The following is an 18,935-nucleotide window of genomic DNA, read 5'->3' on the forward strand; positions in this document are numbered from 1 at the left end:
TCTGCCGTGTCGATGGAGGCGCATTATAGGGAGTTCTCGCCGCGCCGCAACCGCTAAATGACAGAAAAATGACTGACTGCTGCATTCCACAGCAAAACCCCGCCTTATACCTATTTACACACAGACTTATCCACAAAATTAAAGAACCCGCCTTGCAGACGGGTTCTGATTTACCGTTTTAAACGCAATGTCACCTTAGAAGACGACGTTACCGTAGGCCTTTTCTGCAGAACGATCTTGCCCGCGCATGCGCAGCATCAGGTTGATCAGCGCATGGTTGAGCATATACAGCCTGCCATCAGCGCCGTCCTTCACCTGCGTGAGGTTGGCGATCGTCCAGCTGGCTGCGGACTGGTTCCCATAGCGCGGAGAAGGCTCAAACATTTTGCGCGCCTGCCCCGCCTCTCCCAGCATCGTCAGCGCATAGGCGAACGGATAGGGCCGGTTGATCTCATCCTCGACGCATTTATCCATCGTGGCGAAGCTCTCCGCCAGACGACTCGTGAGCCGATCGGTAATGAGATCTTTCCTGCCGGTAATCATCGCGGTCTCCAGCACGTAAGAGCATGCGATACCGTGCAGGAAGTAGTTTTCCGAAGGGTCGATATTCATCGCCGTCTCGGCCAGCGTTTCCACCAGCGCGTCAACGTCATACTGCTCCTGTTCAATCAGCCCAAGGTTATAGACCGCCATAATATAGTAGAGGCCCATGTGGGTTTGCTCGACGGGCGTGAGCGCCTCAAGCAGATCCCGCGCCTGGCGAAGACGATCCTGGCGGAAGTTAAGCGCCCGGCGCTCCCCCGTCACCGCGATGGCGTTTAGCATCGTCAGTAGCGGATAAACTTTGACAAACGCAGCCGACATAGGCTGAGGGAATGACGGGTTAATGCCTATCGCATCCGCCCGATCGAGATAGTCCAGCGTGTGAAGAACCGCGTCACTCAGCACTTCTTTTAATACCGGCTTCAGGCCCAGTACGCTAATCGCGCTAAATAACATGCTCCCGCCGCGCCCGCGGAAGAAAGGAGAAGGGATGTTATTAAGGAGGCCAAGCGCGTTCTCGACGTGGTTCTGTCGGCGGGTAATGGCCAAATGGGCCTTGCCGCAGCTTGCCAGCGCAAAGAAAACGGAGGTATAGGCCGAGAGCTTTTCATAATCGCCATGCTTACCGTTGTTTTCATCCTGAATGCCATCCGACTTTATCTGCTGGACGGTATTAAAAAGCAGGCCAGGCAGATCCACGCTCTTTTCCAGCACGTCAAACAGGTTGATATTCAGCTTCGCCAGCGCGTCTATGGTGATGGTGTACTGCATTATCCGCCGATACGGATCCGCCTCATTGTTGATTAAGAACAAAATGTTAGAGATGTAGTCGAGACGATCCCGAGGCTTCAGCGCTTTGCCAGGCTGGATCAGCAGGCAGATGAAGTCGCAAAGCAAGGACGAAAAGTGGGTGTAGTTATTCTGCGACTCGGTTTTTGCCTTGAGCTCGTCAAACGCATCCTGGATCCAGCCGGAGAGCGTCTCGCAGAAGGGAACAGGATATTGGCCCAGCCCCAGGCCTCTGACGATCCGGCTCCACGGCGTGGTGATAATGCGGTTCTCATTATTCAACCGCCCCAGGGCACGAATCAGATCGGACTCGGATGAAGGTACTTCGTAGTGTTGCAGCATTACATCGCCTCTTTAGCAAGGTGTTCAACGAACGGCACGCTCACGCCCAGGAACTGGTCGCGCTTGCCCTGTAAAATCTCTAATGCCCAGTTGAGCCATTTAATGCCTTCGCAGTAGATCGCCACCGGCCTGCGCTGGGTGCGGATACTGTCTTTGATCGTGCCGTCCAGTTCGGACGTAAAGTGGAAAGGCGGCATCGCGGTAAAATGCGTGCCCATCATGAAGACAAAGCGCACCAGCCAGTACGGATCGTCGCGCAGCCACGCCGAGTTAGGGTTATCGAGCTCGTAAACCGTCCCCATCACCTGGGCAAAATACTTCTCCAGCCCCGTAATCGTGGGTTCGGCCAGCGGGTTGCTGTTGCTGTGTGCACAATCGACAATCTGATACGCCCGCTGCCACGGGTTGTCCGGCGTAAAGTGGATGTTGATAAGCGGGTTCTTCACCCCGTTGACGGTCATCTCAAGGGTGAACAGCTCGTTGTGGATCTCATCGTAGTGGCCGATGGAGTTATGCCAGGGCTTGTTGTCATACATATAATCGTCGCGGCACTCGGCGCCTTCGGTCTGGAAACCGATGGCGCGCGGATCGAGGAACCGCAGTTCGAGCGTCCGGGCGCTAATCGCCGCCATCGCGCGGGCGATGTCCTCCTCGCTTCGCTGTTCATCAATCAGCGCCTGCACCGCCAGCAGAGGGGCAATGTTGCCGAGCTTAATGTTTTCGGTGTTGGTATCGCCCATCACCAGCGAGTGATATTGCGGCTCCAGCATCCGCTGATACTCGGGGTGAGAACGGAAGATGTTCAGAAGAGGCTTAACGTTTAAATACTCACAGCCGTTTATCACCAGCTTCTCGCTGTCCAGCAGCTCGGCGCTAAAGCATTGAGGCGCCGTTTGACGGCACAGCGCCAGCCGTTCTTCTATTTTCCTGAAGTAGGAGATCTCAAGGGTATTCCCGCCCGTTAACACCCGATTCTGACTATGAACGTTGTCGCGCAGGAAGGTGAAAATCACCTCGTACAGCCGGGCGATGACGGATGGAGAAGGGTTATGGCGCTGAATAAACTGGCTGACCTCCTCCCCTTCCACGAGGCTCATCTCGTAAATCACCTCTTTACAGGTGTCTTTCCCCACGCGCTCCTGGCTGGCTGGCGTGAGAATTTCTCGCTCCAGAACGGCGTAGACCTGTGGGAACCACGGCTTAACCTTCTCCGGCAGCGCGCGCAGATAATCCACCTGCCGCGCCGCTTTTGCGAACGGCGGCAGCATCACGCCCGTGCCTCCGGCGTTCCATTTGGCCGCGGTAAGCGCCTCGCTCAGGATTTTGCGCACGAAAATCGGCTTCTCGGGCGCGCGCTGGATAAACATCGTCATGGACTCACTGCCGCCCTGGCAGAACAGAACCGGCACCTCGTCCGCTTCTATATACGCGTTGACCGTGCTGCACAGCAGGTTTCGCCGGATGGCGTAATCTGACACCTGAAGGAACTCGTCGGTCAGGCAAAGCTGAGCCTCGCGCTCGCGCTGCTCCAGCAGCACCGCAGGACTGCGCCGCCAGATATCGGCGGCAGAAGCGATGTGAATGATGTCCGACTGGTAGGGCGCGGTCGCCAGCGAAGCGCTGGAAAGTTCGCTGTCGAGGGTGATAACCGATAAATGGCAATCGAGCGCAGCCTGCACGCGCTGATCGGGAAAATCGCCCAGCAGCATTTTAAGGGTGTTCACTTCCAGATCCCGGTTTGTCACCAGCGGCAGTCCGCTAATGGAAAGCACCGGGATGCTCGGGTCAGCTAACCCGGCGGCAAAGGTTTTCACCACCGCCCAGGCCGATATTTTACGGCCCAGAGAGGAGTAATAATCGCGGCAGAGCTGCACCGTGCTCTCAAACGTTGCGGCACCGGAGATAACCATGCAGGCCAGCCAGCCGATAAAATCATGGCTGACCAGGCAGGTATTGCCCTCCTGCACCAGCCCCGGGCGGTGCACCTTCATCAGTTCGAATGAAAGGGTCTGCAGGATAATGCGTCGAATAACCTGCGTTTCGGGCTGTGCAATCACGCTGCGCAGCTGCAGGAGCCTGCGCAGCGGCTCTCCCTGGTTGCGCTCGGCTTCGATGTACCGGCAAATATCGGCATAGCCCGGCGCCGCCTCCAGATCCGACAGCGCGTTAAAGACGTCACTGTTGCTCAATGCGTCCAGGCTGGACACATAGAAAAGCGTTTTTTCCGCGTGAATAACAAACGGCGTTTTCTGATGACGAAGAACGCCCTCCTCGGTCAAAATGTTCAGGTCCGCGTAGGTCTGGTTCTTATCGCTTTCAGTTCCGTGAATATTGCGCCGCAGGCGGGCCATGACCACCCGCTCGCCGTGCTGAAGATAGTCCCTGAAGCGCCAGCTATTTTTGTAAATGCTCTCTACGCCGACGGAAAGTGCGCCGGGCACCACAAGCTTAAGGGACGCAACCTGATGAATGGCCTCGACGATCCTGGGTGAAAATTGAGCCGCCAGCTCCGCGCTCTGGCGGGCGACCTTCAGCCAGCGGTCAATGGCGATACACACCTGGCCCGCGGTACGTCCTTTTCGGATCATGCCCAGCGCGTCAAGCGCATCAACGACGAACCCATCCTCCGCACCGGTAAAGGCGAATGCCGGGGTGCGAATATCGTTATCGCGCAGCATCTGCACCGACTTATTGCCCAGCCCCAGCTCGATAATGGCATCGGCGTTGAAATCGTCGGCCAGCTTTGCCGTGGAGGCAGAAAGCATAACCTCATCCACCAGGGCGATAATTGCCGCGTGGATCTCCTCTTTACGGGTCATGACGGTTTCACGGTGGTTGGCAATCACCGGCGTATGCGGATCGTTAAAGAGAATGTTCTGGTCCTGAATGAACTGCTCAAGCCCCTGCTTGAGCGGCGCAAGCTGTTTCGAGTGGGTAAGAAACGCGGTCGGATCCTTAAGCTTGCACACCTCAATGGCCGGGTAGTTTTTCATGAAGATGTCGAAGCACGACTTGATGCTGCTCTTTACGTAGAGGTTAAGCTGCGCGTGGCTGTAGATTTTGTGCAGCTCAATTTCGCTTTCGAGGAACTCATCCGTCAACGCGCCGTAGGCGTCATCCAGATCTTTCGTTCGCCCCCGAAGCGCCACCACGTAATACGGTTCGGGCACAACGTGATGCGCGGTCACCGTGGAGGGGAAATACGACGAAATGGCCCGGCTAAACGGATCGCTATGCTCCTGCGACGCCAGCAGAATGTAGGGAGTGAAAAAGTTGGCAATCTTCACCGCGTCGACAACGCTTAACGCCCCGCTGGCTGCGGCGCTGCTAATGATGCCAAAGCTTTCGCCCGTCCAGGCGCTGACGTGCAAATCCAGTTCCTGCGCTTCCGCCTGCGCCTGAAACTGGGCCGCCAGCGCCAGGTTATGAACAATAAAGCTGGCGCCAATAAAACCCTGTCGCTCCATCGCATTCACCGGCAGCGTTTCGTCGGTGACGATCATTTTTTCCGGACAATCGCCGTAACCCATTGCCGCGGCCGCGTCGCGGTAAAGCTGTAAAATGTCTTGATTTCCGGCGCGTAATAATTCATCGCCAATATGCTGATAGGCAACCCGGCTGCCTAAACCTGGGAAAAAGCCAACGATATTACATCTATTTGCTGCTTTATCATTTCCTGTTTTTAAATATTTCATATTGAGTCTCATTAACATTTGTATTTATGGAAGGCGTGACGACTCCTCTGAAATAAATCAGAGGCACGCAATTAAAATAAAAAGTGTTTTATAGCCAGTAAAACAACGGGTATATATTTGTCGTTCGGATAATGCTGATAAGGGTCATTAACCCTTACCAGCACTTTTATTCAGAGGATGTTAATAAGTACGAATATCACCGCGAGAGTCGATTTCGGAGGGGAGAGCCTATCCCTGCACGCGGCTGGTTTTCAGCCCGAAGTTCAGGCTGCCGAAAATGACGACGGCCAGTGCGGCCAGGCTCAGCGCCGCGCCCACCCAAAGCGGAGAGACAAAACCATAACCTTTATCCAGCGCCATGCCGCCCAGCCAGGCACCCAGCGCATTACCAATATTGAAAGCGGCGATGTTGGTGCCGGATGCTACCGTTGGCGCATCGCTGGCGTACTTCATCATGCGCAGCTGCAGGCCCGGCGCGGTGGCAAGCCCAACGGTGCCCATCAGCAGCAGCAGAACGATGGTCATGATTTGGCTGTGGGCAAACGTTGCGAATGCCGCCATCACGATCGTCAGCATCAGCAGGATGGTGCCGAGAGATTTATTCAGGGATTTATCTGCCGCTTTGCCGCCGAAAATATTGCCGACGAAGGTTCCGATACCGAACAGCACCAGCAGCCACGGCACGGTCTGCGCGGCGAAGCCAGAGACCTGGGTCAGCGTGAAGGCGATGTAGGTAAAGCCACCGATGACGCCACCGAAGGAGAGCACGCTCAGCAGGGCCGAGATCCACACCTGTGGGCGGTTGAACACGGCAAATTCGCGGCTAAGATGGGTGTCCTGATGCGCAGGCATCGGTGGAATAAGCGCCCGGATCCCCAGCATTGTCACCACGCCGATGACCGCCAGCGCCCAGAAGGTCGTGCGCCAGCCCAGCTCCAGGCCAACAAAGGTTCCCAGCGGCACGCCGACAATATTCGACACCGTGAGGCCCGCGAACATTAAGGAAATCGCCGCCCCTTTTTTGTCGTTAGCAACCATATCGGAAGCCACTACCGCGCCGACGCTAAAGAATGCGCCGTGGCACAGCGCCGCGACAATACGGCCAAACAGCAGCGTTTCATAACTGACCGACAGCGCCGAAATAAGGTTGCCGACAATAAATAACCCCGTCAGCAGCAGCAACGTTAATCGACGCTCCATGCGAATCATGATGGCCGTTAACAGAATTGCCCCAACGGCAACGCTGATGGCATATCCCGAAACGAGATAGCCCGCGATCTGTTCTGTAATAGAAAATTCAGCGGCTATTTGAGGTAATAATCCAACGATTCCAAATTCTGTCAGACCAATTCCAAATGCGCCAAGTGCTAAGGCAAGAAGACCCGTTGGCATTTTCATCTCCTGTCATCTTTTTTGATTTACCATTTACGAATGCACAACATAAATGGAATAAGCGGTAAGTTTGTTCTTACAAAAATAATTATGCTGCGGCGTTTCACATATTTGTGCAGCCGCTGAATTATCTGGAAAAAAATATAACCAGAATGGCAGAGTTTTTGGCGCTCCTCTTTATGGCTACATCGATAATGAATAGTAGGGATTTGTCAGATATAGTAGTAATGAATTTCACTGATAGCAGGTATTACGATGGATAATCTCAGGAAGCTGGATCTTAATCTGCTGCTGACGCTGGATACGCTACTGAAGGATCCAAACGTAACGCGGGCGGCCCGTTCGCTGAACTTGTCGCAGCCGACCGTCAGCGTCCAGTTAGCGAAGCTGCGCAAGAACTTTGACGATCCGCTCTTCTTGCCGGGGCCGCGCGGGATGCGCCCGACTGCCCGGGCGGAACTGCTGCGCGCACCGCTGGGCCAGGCGCTGGCGCTGCTGAATAAAGCGGTCTCCGCCCCGGGGCCGTTTATCCCGTCGGAATCGAACCATACCTGGCAGGTAGTCGCCGCGGATTACTGCGAAACAACGGTGTTATTGCCGCTTCTGAGGAACTTACGTCGTGAAGCGCCCGGCACCCGGGTGGCGGTGGTGGAGAATGCGAACTCGCATATCGCCCAGGCGGGCGGGAAGGATAAAGTCGATCTCTTCTTTCACATCGTGGAAGAGTCGCCGCCGGGCATGCGCTGCCGCATGCTGTTTAGCGAACGCTACGTGCTGGTCAGCCGCGTGGGCCATCCGCTGCTTAAATCCGCGCCGACCTTAAAGCAATTTCTGGAACTGGATTTCGTGATTATCTCGCCGGACGGCGCGGGATTTTGGGGAAACACGGACCGGGTGCTGGCGGACATGCGCCTCGCCAGAAAAGTGGTCCTGTCGGTGCCCCACTTTATGTTTGCGGTATTCACCATCGCCTCCACCGATCTGGTGGGTATGCTGCCGCTGCGCCTGGTTCGCGACAACCCGCAGCTGCAATACTTTGTGCCGCCGATTGATATTCCGGGCTTTGAAATGAATATGCTCTGGCACGAATACCTGCACCGCGAGCCTTCGCATAAGTGGCTGCGCGATCTCATCGTACAGTCGCTGGGTGAAGAAGAAGAGTCGTAAAGGCAGGGCGAATTTGAGGCAAAAAAAAACCCGCCGGAGGCGGGTTTTTTATCAGGCGTTACTCGTTAATTCGCGGATGCTGATCCACCAGGCGAGAACGTTTTTTCTGCAGATCTTCAATCTCTGCGTCGATATCTTCAATTTTCTGCTCAACGTTATCGTAGTGCTCGCGCAGGATATCTTTCGCTTCTGCGATATCCGACGCCGCTGGCGTAGCCCCTTTCAGAGGACGGTTCGCCGTCTCTTTCATGGTGAGACCGGTCAACAAGCCCACAACCGCGATAACCATCAGGTAATACGCCGGCATCATCAGGTTTTGCGTACTTTCGACCAGCGATGCGGCAAGCGTCGGGGTCAGGCCGGCGATCAGCACGGAAATGTTAAACGCTGCGGCCAGCGCGCTGTAGCGAATGTGCGTCGGGAACATCGCAGGCAGCGTCGAAGCCATCACCCCGATAAAGCAGTTCAGGATCACCGCCAGCATCAGCAGGCCCGCAAAAATCAGCCCCAGCACGTTACTGTTAATCAGAATAAAGGCCGGAATTGCCAGCGCAAACAGCGCCACGCTGCCCAGAATAATGAACGGGCGGCGGCCAAAGCGGTCGCTCATCAGCCCCATGATCGGCTGCACAAACAGCATACCCACCATGATGGCGATGATAATCAGCACGCCGTGATCTTCCGAGTAGTGCAGGTTATGCGACAGGTAGCTCGGCATGTAGGTCAGCAGCATGTAATAGGTCACGTTGGTGGAAATCACCAGACCGATACAGGTCAGCAGGCTGCGCCAGTGCTTGGTCGCAATCTCTTTAAACGAGACTTTTGGACCTTCCTGCAGCCCTTCGCGGTCACCCTGCTCAAGCTTTTCAACGTGCTGCTGGAACGCAGGCGTCTCTTCCAGCGCATGGCGCAGGTAAAGACCAATGATGCCCAGCGGCAGCGCGATGAAGAACGGAATACGCCAGCCCCAGTCGAGGAAGTTCTCTTCGCCCACCACGGTAGAAATCAGCACCACGACGCCCGCGCCCATGACAAACCCGGCGATGGAGCCGAAGTCCAGCCAGCTTCCCATAAAGCCACGCTTGCGGTCCGGGGAGTACTCCGCGACAAAGATCGACGCACCGGTGTATTCGCCCCCGACGGAGAAGCCCTGGGCCATCTTACACAGCAGCAGTAAAATCGGTGCCCATATGCCGATGGTGGCGTAGGACGGTATCAGGCCGATACAGAACGTACTGATCGACATAATGACAATGGTGATAGCCAGTATCTTCTGGCGACCGTATTTATCGCCCAGCATACCGAAGAACAGACCGCCCAAAGGACGTATAAGGAAGGGAACGGAGAACGTACCCAGTGCCGCGATCATCTGCAGGCTGGGATCGGCCCCCGGGAAGAACACTTTACCTAGCGCATAGGCCACGAAGCCGTAGACGCCAAAATCAAACCACTCCATCGCATTACCCAGCGAGGCGGCGGTGATCGCTTTACGCAGCTTTGCGTCATCAATAATCGTGACGTCGCGCAGCGTGATGGGTTTAACCTTTTTCCTTCTAAGCATAGCTTTCCTCGTAGACTTAGCCCTGTCCGTTCCACAGTCCAGTTCGCGTTCTGTGAAGTGGAAATTCGCTCCATGCGAATCTCCTTATTCAAGCGTAGCAGGTTTACTTACATTGACGATTACGTCGATACAACCGAACCTGTTGACGCCTGCCTGGGCAGTTAGTGACCTCTTTACCCTACCAGTGTTTATATTTGTGATCAACTTCACACATAATTCTCTGTCGTGTCAGCCTGGTTCAGTTTTTGTCAATACAGGCAAATGCGCACGTTCTCAAATATCGCCATCGCGGCATCGTCATGCGCCTCATTTCCGCCCCGGAAAACAAAAATAAACCACATTCCTTCACACCAGATTTACATAAATTTTAATTGCTGAACGAGGCCAAATGCCTTTCGATAAAATATGTGATCGATATAACTAAAACAGTGTTTTATTTCTATTGAATCACCATTCCGATGATCGCATGATAATTGCGAAAACAATGCCCACCACGTTTTCGAATGAAATCTAATTATGTGTTTTCAATTCATTTTTTTGCATGGATAAGAATGAGCTGAACTCAGATCCATTTCAGCCCATTGAATTACATGGACAATTTTTGATTCCTCCGCCAGCCACGCGGGATAAGATTTGAGGGTTAAACATGAAGATTAAAGCCGCGATAGAACGAATCCCCGGCGGAATGATGCTGGTTCCGCTGGTGCTCGGCGCAATTCTAAATACTGTCGCACCGAATACGGGCGCCTATTTTGGCGGTTTCACAAAGGGAATGATTACGGGAACGGTACCCATCCTTGCGGTATGGTTTTTTTGTATCGGTGCGTCCATTAATTTACGGGCAACGGGAACCGTATTACGTAAATCCGGCACGCTGGTTCTCACCAAAATAGCGGTAGCGTGGATTGTCGCCATGGTCTGCGCGCTGTTTATTCCTGAGAACGGCATTCAGACGGGCTTTTTCGCCGGGCTCTCGGTGCTGGCCATTGTCTCCGCAATGGATATGACTAACGGCGGCCTGTATGCCAGCCTGATGAACCAGTACGGCACGAAGGAAGAGTCGGGCGCGTTTGTGCTGATGTCTCTGGAATCCGGCCCGCTGATGACCATGCTGATTCTGGGCTCCGCTGGCCTGGCGTCGTTTGAACCTCATCACTTTGTCGGCGCCATTCTGCCCTTCCTGATCGGTTTTGCGCTCGGCAATCTCGACCACGATCTGCGCGATTTCTTCAGCAAGGCAACGCCGGTACTGATCCCGTTCTTCGGCTTCGCGCTGGGGAATACGATCAACCTGAACGTGATCCTCGATACCGGCCTGCTGGGTATTGCGCTGGGCGTCGCGGTGATCGTCATCACCGGCATCCCGCTGATTATCGCCGACCGCGTGATTGGCGGAGGAAACGGCACGGCGGGCGTCGCCGCCTCTTCGGCCGCGGGCGCCGCCGTCGCTAACCCGGTGATCATCGCCCAGATTAACCCGGCGTTTGAACCGGTTGCCGCATCCGCCACGGCGCTGGTTGCCGCCAGCGTTATCGTGACCGCGATTCTGGTGCCGATCATTACCGCGCTTTATGCCAAACGATTCGGGAGCACGCCGGAAGCACAAACCAAAGTCCAGCCGGTTGAAATGCAGAACTAAGGCGTTTGGGCGAGGGCGAAAACCGCACCGAGCAGTCTCCTCTGGGATATGGGCGAAAACCGCACCTGACTGTTCCCTCTCCCCTCCGGGGAGAGGGTTAGGGTGAGGGGCAAAGAATTTCTCCCTATTTACCTCAGCCAAAAACCTCTTCCACCATCGCATCGACCAGCCGCTTCGCGGAGCAGAGCCTTGGCATTCCCAGCGCGACCGTTTGCCAGTTCTGCGTCACCGACCAGCTCACCGGGTGCCTGTCCGCCTGACACCAGTCCCCCAGCCAGCCCAGCATATCCTTATGATCCACCAGCGCCGGAGACGCGGGGGTCGTCAGCCACTGGTGATAAAAGTGGCGGGTGGAGGGCGCGGCGTTGCTCCCCTGCGCAAGGTAGTTGGCCGCCATGCCGCGCAGGTTATCCTTAAGCATCGCCGCCACGTCATCATTCGCCAGGCGGCAGGCATCGCCAAACGCCCCCCAGCGCAGCTCTTCGAGCGCAATATAGCAGCGCCCGGCCAGCGACCAGCCGTCATACAGCCCGGCGCGCCAGCGGGTAAAAATCTGCTCGCTGTGTTCCCCCGCCTGCACCGTCAGCCCGCGCTGCGTCAGCGCCTTTTCCTTATAGGCGGCGCGCTGCTTAAAATGGGAGGAGAGATCGTCGTACTGCTGCATCAGGCCGGGAGGCGGCGGCGTGCGCAGGCTGGCCTGCTGGCGCACGGACTGCAGTTTTTCGGTCATGCGCGTCAGCGCCAGATGGCCGGGATCGAGCATGCCCGCCAGCTTCTCGGCCAATCCCAAGCGCAATGCCGCATTCTCGTTGAGCATCCCGGCCATCGACCACGGCCGCAGCCGGGTATGGGCCATAATTTCCTGTGTTAAACGTTCGCGAAACTGTAGCTGCTGCGGCCCCTGTCGGGTATGGCGCAGCGCATCTCCGCCCTGCACCAGATCGACCATAAATTTGGGATGAATACACTCCAGCGTCCGCCCGGGACCGTCCAGTAGCCGTGTTGTCATGGTTGCTCTGCTGCGAATAGGGTTTGAATATCATCGCGTAACAGCCGGGTATCTTCCTCAATCCACGTCGCCGTCGCCAGGCTCTGTTTTAGCAGCTGGCCGAGCGCCCGCGTGGCGTGCTCATTTTGCTGACGAACCGCGAGGCTATCACGCAAGCTTTCCTGTAACCCGGTCAGGCACAATGAAAATTCAGAGAAGAACGTTGCCATGCCCGCCGTAACAGAGACATCGACCTGCGCCGCCAAAGCTTTACGGATTTGTTCACAAAACCGATCGATATGCCGCTTAAATTTGTCGTGCAGCTGGCCAACGTCGATAACGTACCGGGTACGCGCCACCGCGTACTCTTCCCAGCCCCAGCCCGGATTATTCAGCCAGCGCGATACCGTTTCCCGCACGCCTCCCGCGCCCGAAGGCTGCTCCGCGGAGCGGTTATCCGCCGCGATGGCATCGCTGAACAGCGCGTGAGTATTGAAGTTAAGCTGGTTCGCCTGAAACGCCGGGAAGCTAATCCGCGCGCGAAAACCGGCATCGCTGAGCTGCGCTTTAATCCGCGCCTCAATAGGCCGCATCGCCTCGTTGAGCGAACGCGCCAGCGTCGTTTCAAGCTGGTCAAAGCGCAGCGCCAGCTCGCGGCTAATTTTGCCCTGCGCGTCCAGCACGATCGTTTCGCAGGCGGAGCGGATTTTGCTCAGCGCAATCTGCGCCTGCCCTTCGTCATCCAGCACCAGCCGCGTCGTCTCGTCGGCTTCACCGGCGTCCGCATTGAGCGGGTTCACGCCCGCCAGCGTCAGAATATGCGGGCGGCTGAATACCGGGCCAATCGCCTGGTGCAGCGCGCTGCGCTGATGCGCAATAAACTCACCGGTGCTGAGAAGCGCCTGTTCGACCTCGTGCGCCACTTCATCGCTGACCGCGCGCTGACGCGTCTGGAGCATCGCCATATCGTCCTCAAGGCGCACAATATTCCGCTGCAGCTCGTCAAAGGCGACCGTCAGCCCCTGATAGCGAAAATCCAGGTATTCGCGGGCGTTTTGCGCGTAGTTGAGCAGCTTGTGCGACGCGGATCGCAGGGCGAACAGCGACGCATTGGCATACGCGGCGTAGATCAGCTTGCGGATGGGCTGCTCAAAGAGCGAGTCTTCCCACAGAAGATCGGCGGCGTGGCGAATGTGGTCGATATCATCCAGATCGGCCGTGCGCCAGCGGCGTCCCAGCGCCGCCTCGGCAAAATCCTGCACCCAGCGCTGCGCCTGATGGTCGGGAAGCCGCCCGTGGGCCGTCAACTCATAGCGGGCGCGATTCGCCAGATAGGCCCACATCGAGGAAACCGGATAGATCTGCCCCGGCGAAATATTTCCCTTCATTAACGTCCCGGAGATCATCGCCCGCACCTGCTCCTCGTCGTCGCTGTTGCGGTCTTTCTGATCGAACTTATTAACCAGCGCATAGAGCGGGATCGATTTCCCCGCGCTGGAGATCGCCTGGCGGACCTCTTCGTCGGAAATCGATTTAAGCTGGGTATAGTCCATCACCGCCAGCACCGCCGAGGCGCGGGCCAGCTGCTCGCTGAGCATGTTTTGCAGGTGCGGCTGCCCGGCCTCGTTCGGCCCGGGGGTGTCCAGCAGCGTCAGCTGCCCAAGGTGGGCATCCAGCCCCGCAAGGTGGACAAACTCCACCTCAATCACCGGAATATGTTCAATCGCCGCGTATTCGGTAAAGGGAAAATCAACGCCGAGCGCCTGCGAAAGCCGCACCAGATCGTTCAGGCTCTTCAGGCAGTGGAATATCGGCTCCGCGCCCAGATGATGCTTCTCGAAGGCCTCACCTTTTTCAATACGCTCCAGCAGCGTATTCATGTCTTTATCCATTTCCAGACGCTGCGCCAGCCTGCCGCGATCGCCGTCGCTCAGCTTGCGCTGCAGCTGGCGAATCAAGGTGTCGATCGGCGAGGAGTGGGAGAAATGCAGCACCGGCTCCTTTTGCCCCGGCGTATGGCGAATCAGCGTAGGGAGCGCCGTCATCGGGCGGTTGCGGTTCGGCAACACCTCCGTCCCCACGATGGCATTAATGGTGGTGGATTTACCCGCCTTCATGGTGCCGACGATCGCCAGCACCATTTCAAGCCGGGTTATTTTGCGTAATTCATTATTTAGCGTCGCCTGCTGGGCATCCACGCCGCGCGCGCTGAAATGCAGCGGCAAAACATTGCTCACCTCGCCCGCCATCGTCGCGGTCACGCCGTCCAGCGTGGCCGTCGGCAGTGTTTTTACGGCTTCAAGGTTCTGCAGGGCGAGCTGCAGCAAACGCTCAGCTTCCTGGCTTAATTCAAAAATAGTCTGTGTGTGCATGATAAAAGCCTTCCCTTAACGCAAATTTATTACTTTTATTAAGCCGCGTTGTTTTAATTATGCTGTTTGGGCTTATATGATCACGCTGGAAAACATGTTCATTAATATAACCAATTGATGGTTATCATAATTAAATCAATACCCTTGCAATACGCGTAATAGGTCCCTTGGTCGGGAAACCAAAGGGATAAACGCGTAGTCCATTTTCAGGAAACTTCAGGATATATTCGTGTTATTTACCCACCTAAAATGAGAGGTGATTTACCACCGCAACGGAATGCAGGGCGTCAAAGCGTGGGGGTAAATAGCAGCAAGTCGCTTCACCTTATCCGAAATGGAAGAGCGTAGCAATTTGCTGTAATAAAATAATCGATATAATTAGTGATATTTCTATCCATCAGCTGAATGACGTTAGCCCGGCTTAACGCCATGACCGACAGCACCATTTTCAATACACTTTGCTGGCGCGCAATATCACCGACAAAGGTGTGGGATTTGCGCTATACTTGCCGCCTTTTTCGGCATCCTGCCGTCATTTAGCTGGCACTTTCCAGCGTGTTAAGCACTTTTGAGGATATCACCATGCAACTCCCACACTGCCCGAAATGCAATTCTGAATACACCTACGAAGACAACGGCATGTTCGTCTGCCCGGAATGCGCGCATGAATGGAACAATGCAGAGCCCGCTCAGGATAGCGACGCCCTGATCGTTAAAGACGCGAACGGCAACCTGCTGGCCGACGGCGACAGCGTGACCGTCGTGAAAGACCTGAAGGTCAAAGGCAGCTCCTCCATGCTGAAAATCGGCACCAAGGTGAAGAACATCCGCCTGGTCGAAGGCGACCACAACATCGACTGTAAAATTGACGGTTTTGGCCCGATGAAGCTGAAATCTGAGTTCGTGAAAAAGAACTGATTTTCCTGCCCGGTGGCGCTTCGCTCACCGGGCACGCGGGAACTACACTTAATGGGCTTCTCATACCTGAGGTAATGATTATGCCGTTAAGTCCCTACATCTCTTTCGCCGGTAACTGCGCCGAGGCCAGCGCCTTTTACCAGCAGTCGCTCGGCGCAGAACTCCTCTACAAAATCACCTTCGGCGAAATGCCCAAAGACGACCATGGCGAAGAAGGCTGTCCGTCCGGCATGCAGTTTCCGGACTCCGCAATCGCCCACTCCAACGTCCGCATTGCCGGCAGCGATATCATGATGAGCGACGGGCTACCGCCCGGCAGCCAGGCGCAGTATGCCGGGTTCACGCTGGTGCTTGATACCCAGGACGTCACGGAAGGCAAACGCTGGTTCGATGCGCTGGCCGCAGGCGGCAACGTCGAAATGGCCTGGCAGGAGACCTTCTGGGCGCACGGTTTCGGTAAAGTCACCGATAAATACGGCGTGCCGTGGATGATTAACGTCGTCAAACAGCAGTAACCTACCGGCGGGGGCGCACCGCCCTCGCCTGTCATCGCTTTCACCTCAACTCTTCAAATTCCCGCAACCAACACTTAACCCAAATGTCACATTGATGCGCCAGCATGGGGCCACATTTTTCGTGAGGCCCCGCACATGCAAACCGTCATTCGCGTCGAGAAGCTCAGCAAGACTTTCCACCACAACAAGGCGCTGCATGGCGTTGATCTGACCGTCAAGCAGGGCGAAATGGTGGCGCTGCTGGGGCCTTCCGGTTCAGGTAAATCCACCCTGCTGCGCCACCTGAGCGGCCTGATTACCTGCGATAAAACCCCTGAAAGCCACGTCGAGCTGCTCGGCAATACCGTGCAGCGCGCGGGCCGCCTGGCGCGCGACATCCGCAAAAGCCGCGCCCAGACGGGCTACATCTTCCAGCAGTTCAACCTGGTGAACCGCCTGACGGTGCTGGAGAACGTGCTGATCGGCGCGCTCGGCAGCACCCCGTTCTGGCGCACCTGCCTGCGCTGGTTTTCACCGTCTCAGAAGCAGGAAGCGCTGCAGGCGCTGACCCGCGTCGGCATGGCCCACTTCGCCCACCAGCGCGTCTCCACCCTGTCCGGCGGGCAGCAGCAGCGCGTCGCGATTGCCCGCGCGCTGATGCAGAAAGCGAAAATCATTCTGGCCGACGAACCGATCGCCTCGCTGGATCCGGAATCGGCCCGCATCGTGATGGAGACGCTGCACGACATCAACCAGAACGACGGCATCACCGTCGTCGTCACGCTGCACCAGGTGGATTACGCCCTGCGCTACTGCGAGCGCATCGTCGCGCTGCGTCAGGGACACGTGTTCTTCGACGGCGCAAGCCATCAGTTTGATAACGAACGTTTTGACCATCTCTACCGCAGCATCAATCGCGTCGAAGAGAACGCGCAGGCTGCTTAACGGCCCCACTACGAGGAATGGAAATGAGCTATAAAACGGTTGCCGCGCTGGCCTTCACCAGCATGTTCAGCATCAGCACTCTGCTCAGCCCGGCCTACGCCGAGGAGCAGGAAAAAGCGCTGAACTTCGGCATTATTTCGACAGAATCACAGCAAAACCTGAAGCCGCAGTGGGAACCGTTCCTGAAGGATATGGAAACCAAACTCGGCATCAAAGTGAACGCCTTCTTCGCCCCGGACTACGCGGGCATCATCCAGGGGATGCGCTTTAACAAGGTAGACATCGCCTGGTACGGCAACCTCTCCGCCATGGAAGCGGTAGACCGCGCCAACGGCCAGGTCTTTGCCCAGACCGTTGCGGCAGACGGCTCCCCGGGCTACTGGAGCGTGCTGATCGTCAACAAAGACAGCCCGATCAACAACCTCAACGACATGCTCGCCAAACGCAAGGATCTGACGTTTGGCAACGGCGACCCGAACTCCACCTCCGGCTTCCTGGTGCCGGGCTACTATGTCTTCGCCAAAAACAACGCCTCCGCCAGCGACTTCAAGCGCACGGTGAACGCCAGCCACGAAACCAACGCCCTGGCCGTCGCCAACAAGCAGGTGGACGTGGCGACCAACAACACCGAAAACCTCGACAAGCTGAAGACCTCCGCGCCGGACAAGCTGAAAGAACTGAAGGTGATCTGGAAATCGCCGCTGATCCCGGGCGACCCGATCGTCTGGCGCAAAAACCTCTCCGAAAGCACCAAGGACAAGGTGTACGACTTCTTTATGAGCTACGGCAAAACGCCGGAAGAGAAGGCGGTGCTGGAGAAGCTCGGCTGGGCGCCGTTCCGCCCGTCAAGCGACCTGCAGCTGGTGCCGATTCGCCAGCTGGCGCTGTTTAAAGAGATGCAGGGCGTGAAGGACAACAAGGGGCTGAAGGACGACGAGAAGACCAGCAAAGTGTCGGCCATTCAGGCGCAGCTGGAAGACCTCGACCGCCTGACCGCCGCGCTCAGCGCGATGACCAGCGTGAATAAAGCGGTGCAATAACGCTTTTTTACCCCTCACCCTGACCCTCTCCCCAGAGGGGAGAGGGGACTGTACGGAGCGGTCTTTTCCCCCTCGCCCCTTTGGGGAAGGGACTGCACGGCGCGATCTTTTCCCCCTCGCCACTTTGGGGAGGGGACTGCACGGTGCGGTCTTTTCCCCCTCGCCCCTTTGGGGAGGGGACTGCACGGTGCGGTCTTTTCCCCCTCGCCCCTTTGGGGAGAGGGTCGGGGTGAGGGGACTAAACCAAAGGAGTTACCATGCAAACCATCACTGTCCCACCGCCGAAGCGCAGCTGGTTCTCGCTTATCAGCTGGGCCATTCTGCTGGCGGTACTCGTCATCTCCTGGAAGGGCGCGGAAATGGACCCGCTGCTGCTGGTCAAAGACTCCGGCAACATGGCGACCTTCGCCGCCGACTTCTTCCCGCCGGACTTCAGCCAGTGGCAGGACTACCTCGGTGAAATGGCGGTCACCCTGCAAATCGCCGTCTGGGGCACCGCCCTCGCCGTCGTGCTCTCCATTCCATTTGGCCTGATGAGCGCCGAAAACATCGTGCCGTGGTGGATTTATCAGCCGATGCGCCGCCTGATGGACGCCTGCCGCGCCATCAACGAAATGGTCTTCGCCATGCTGTTCGTGGTCGCCGTGGGCCTTGGCCCGTTTGCGGGCGTGATGGCGCTGTTCATCCACACCACCGGCGTGCTCTCCAAGCTGCTCTCCGAGGCGGTGGAGGCCATCGAGCCCGGCCCGGTTGAAGGCATCCGCGCCACCGGGGCCAACAAAATCGAAGAGATCCTCTACGGCGTCCTGCCGCAGGTGATGCCGCTTTTGATCTCCTATTCGCTCTACCGCTTTGAGTCCAACGTCCGCTCGGCCACCGTCGTCGGCATGGTCGGCGCGGGCGGGATCGGCGTCACCCTGTGGGAGGCGATTCGCGGCTTCCAGTTCCAGCAAACCTGCGCCCTGATGGTGCTCATCATCATTACCGTCAGCCTGCTGGATTTCCTCTCTCAACGCTTGCGCAAGCACTTCATCTGAGAAAGCGAGGCTT

The 18,935-nt window shown here is 56.7% G+C and carries 13 protein-coding genes; 7 read left to right on the forward strand and 6 right to left on the reverse strand.

The window, feature by feature from the left end; all coding sequences use genetic code 11:
- Window positions 1–195: 195 nt before the first annotated feature.
- From AB8804_RS22235 to AB8804_RS22245, 3 genes are all read right to left on the reverse strand, one after another.
- Window positions 196–1,674, reverse strand: a complete 1,479-nt coding sequence (locus tag AB8804_RS22235; RefSeq protein ID WP_371190099.1) for a hypothetical protein — start codon at window positions 1,672–1,674, stop codon at window positions 196–198.
- Entirely contained in the window at window positions 1,674–5,369 is a 3,696-nt protein-coding gene (locus tag AB8804_RS22240) for a hypothetical protein (protein WP_371190100.1), read from the reverse strand. Before AB8804_RS22240 ends, AB8804_RS22235 begins: the two co-directional genes overlap by 1 nt.
- A 228-nt stretch (window positions 5,370–5,597) precedes the next feature.
- Window positions 5,598–6,761 carry an MFS transporter gene (locus AB8804_RS22245; protein ID WP_371190101.1) on the reverse strand — a complete coding sequence of 388 codons (1,164 nt, stop codon included), beginning with the start codon at window positions 6,759–6,761 and terminating at the stop codon, window positions 5,598–5,600.
- A gap of 255 nt (window positions 6,762–7,016) precedes the next feature.
- On the opposite strand from AB8804_RS22245, the gene AB8804_RS22250 reads away from it, so the two are divergent.
- Complete coding sequence (locus AB8804_RS22250) at window positions 7,017–7,928, forward strand: LysR family transcriptional regulator (RefSeq protein ID WP_371190102.1); 912 nt, start codon at window positions 7,017–7,019, stop codon at window positions 7,926–7,928.
- Between the two features lie 58 nt (window positions 7,929–7,986).
- On the opposite strand, the gene proP is transcribed toward AB8804_RS22250, so the two are convergent.
- Window positions 7,987–9,489 carry a glycine betaine/L-proline transporter ProP gene (gene proP / locus AB8804_RS22255; RefSeq protein WP_371190103.1) on the reverse strand — a complete coding sequence of 501 codons (1,503 nt, stop codon included), beginning with the start codon at window positions 9,487–9,489 and terminating at the stop codon, window positions 7,987–7,989.
- 646 nt (window positions 9,490–10,135) lie between these two features.
- Here proP and kdgT point away from each other — a divergent pair.
- Window positions 10,136–11,128 (forward strand): 2-keto-3-deoxygluconate transporter, encoded by a 993-nt coding sequence (gene kdgT, locus AB8804_RS22260; RefSeq protein ID WP_371190104.1) that lies wholly within the window; start codon window positions 10,136–10,138, stop codon window positions 11,126–11,128.
- A 133-nt stretch (window positions 11,129–11,261) separates the two neighbouring features.
- Here the strand turns inward: kdgT and AB8804_RS22265 are convergent, their stop codons facing one another.
- Both AB8804_RS22265 and crfC read right to left on the reverse strand, forming a co-directional pair.
- Entirely contained in the window at window positions 11,262–12,137 is an 876-nt protein-coding gene (locus AB8804_RS22265) for a diguanylate cyclase regulator RdcB family protein (RefSeq protein ID WP_371190105.1), read from the reverse strand.
- Window positions 12,134–14,488: a clamp-binding protein CrfC gene (gene crfC, locus AB8804_RS22270; RefSeq protein WP_371190106.1), complete on the reverse strand. Its 2,355-nt coding sequence runs from the start codon at window positions 14,486–14,488 to the stop codon at window positions 12,134–12,136. Before crfC ends, AB8804_RS22265 begins: the two co-directional genes overlap by 4 nt.
- A gap of 582 nt (window positions 14,489–15,070) precedes the next feature.
- Here crfC and AB8804_RS22275 point away from each other — a divergent pair.
- The 5 genes from AB8804_RS22275 (at window position 15,071) to phnE (ending at window position 18,922) form a co-directional block, all read left to right on the forward strand.
- Entirely contained in the window at window positions 15,071–15,406 is a 336-nt protein-coding gene (locus tag AB8804_RS22275; RefSeq protein ID WP_371190107.1) for a zinc ribbon domain-containing protein YjdM, read from the forward strand.
- 80 nt (window positions 15,407–15,486) lie between these two features.
- Window positions 15,487–15,921: a VOC family metalloprotein YjdN gene (gene yjdN, locus AB8804_RS22280; RefSeq protein WP_371190108.1), complete on the forward strand. Its 435-nt coding sequence runs from the start codon at window positions 15,487–15,489 to the stop codon at window positions 15,919–15,921.
- A 135-nt stretch (window positions 15,922–16,056) separates the two neighbouring features.
- Complete coding sequence (phnC, locus tag AB8804_RS22285; protein WP_371190109.1) at window positions 16,057–16,845, forward strand: phosphonate ABC transporter ATP-binding protein; 789 nt, start codon at window positions 16,057–16,059, stop codon at window positions 16,843–16,845.
- A gap of 23 nt (window positions 16,846–16,868) precedes the next feature.
- Complete coding sequence (phnD, locus tag AB8804_RS22290) at window positions 16,869–17,885, forward strand: phosphonate ABC transporter substrate-binding protein (protein ID WP_371190110.1); 1,017 nt, start codon at window positions 16,869–16,871, stop codon at window positions 17,883–17,885.
- Between the two features lie 257 nt (window positions 17,886–18,142).
- The gene (phnE, locus tag AB8804_RS22295; protein WP_371190111.1) at window positions 18,143–18,922 is read left to right on the forward strand and encodes a phosphonate ABC transporter, permease protein PhnE; all 780 of its coding nucleotides are present in this window, start codon (window positions 18,143–18,145) and stop codon (window positions 18,920–18,922) included.
- Window positions 18,923–18,935 lie beyond the last annotated feature (13 nt).

Origin of the sequence: Enterobacter sp. KBR-315C3_2022, assembly GCF_041399425.1 — a bacterium.
In the GTDB taxonomy this organism is placed as follows: Bacteria; Pseudomonadota; Gammaproteobacteria; order Enterobacterales; family Enterobacteriaceae; genus Enterobacter.